Here is a 1353-nt window from a genome sequence, read left to right on the forward strand (position 1 = left end):
CCGCGAGGCCGCCGAGGCCAGAGCCTGCGCGCTCTCGTCGGTCGTCCGGACGCTGGCCACCGCCTCGGCAGCTGCCTTGGTCGATTCCGCAAGGATCCGCGAGATCTCGCCCGCCGTGCCGGACAGTTCCTCGCCGGCTGCTGCAAGGCCATGGAAGGTCGTGCTGGTCTGCGTCGCGGCGGAGGCTACGGTGGAGGCTTCCATCGTCGTGTGCTTCGCCGCCTGCGAGAGTTCATTCGCCGCAGCTTCCAGCTGATTGGCTGCCGAGGAGATGGTCAGCACCACGGAATCAGCATTGCGCTCGAAGCTCGAAATCTCGGCATCGACGCGCGACTGGCGTTCCCGCTCGTCCAGCCGCCGGGCCCGTGCCTCGGCTTCCGCCTGCTGGTTCTGCGCCAGCGCATCCCGGAACACCTGCAGCGCCCGGGCAATCACGCCGATCTCGTCGTGGCGCTCAACGCCCTCGATCGCCGTATCGAGCTGCCCGGCCGCGATCCCTTCGACCGAGCCTGTCAGCTGGCGCACCGCCCGCGACAGGCTCCGGCCGAGATACAGCGCGAACAGCACGAACACGGCCGCAAGCGGGAGGATCTTGGCCGCCAGCACAACGGCCTCGCGCCAGAGCGCCTTGTCCACGTCATCCACATGCAGGCCGGAGCCGACAAAGGCCTTCGTGCCCGGCAGCAGCGCGTTATAGGCGATCTTCACCGTCTCGACATCGTCGCCCGGCTTCTTCCAGTAATATTCGGTGAAGCCAGCCTTGTTGGCCTGAACGACCTTGATGAATTCCTGGATGATCATCACGCCGTTCTTGTCCTTGAGGCCAAGATTGTTCTTGCCCTCGAGATCCTTGCGGATCGGATGCATCAGCGTGTCGCCGGAAAGGTCGTAGATGTAGAAATAGTTGCCGTTGTCGAAGCGTGAGGTGCGGAGGACATTGCCCGCCGCCCGCACGGCATCGGCGTCGGAGGCACCGCCGGCCTTGGCCGCCTCGTAGGCGCCCTGCATGACGGTCACCGCCGCATCCACCGTATTCCGGATTTCGGCCCGCTTCTGGTCCAGCATGATCGAGCGGGTCTGCATCATGACCAGCGTGATGGCGCCGGCCAGAAGGACGAGCGCGGCACCAGCGATCAATGCGAAGTTTCGCGTAATGGACGCATTCTTGAGCATTCGGACCATTCCCTGAATTCAGCCGAATCTTCAGATGCACCGCAATTGGTAAATTCTCGGTCAATTATCAGGCGTTGTGCCCGGAAAATGGACAGGATCGTCGGCAACTGTTCGTCCTTCAGGCAGCGCGGACCGTCTGGAGGAAGCGCTGGACCTCGGAGCGCATGGTCTCGGCCTGCC

The 1353-nt window shown here is 64.0% G+C and carries 1 protein-coding gene; it reads right to left on the reverse strand.

Going from position 1 to position 1353, the window contains the following annotated elements:
- Window positions 1–1173, reverse strand: a 1173-nt coding sequence (locus P0652_RS18705) for a cache domain-containing protein (RefSeq protein ID WP_284180426.1), incomplete at its 3' end; no start/stop codon positions are given.
- Window positions 1174–1353 lie beyond the last annotated feature (180 nt).

This window comes from Rhabdaerophilum sp. SD176, from assembly GCF_030143245.1.
Classification (GTDB): Bacteria; Pseudomonadota; Alphaproteobacteria; order Rhizobiales; family Beijerinckiaceae; genus Rhabdaerophilum.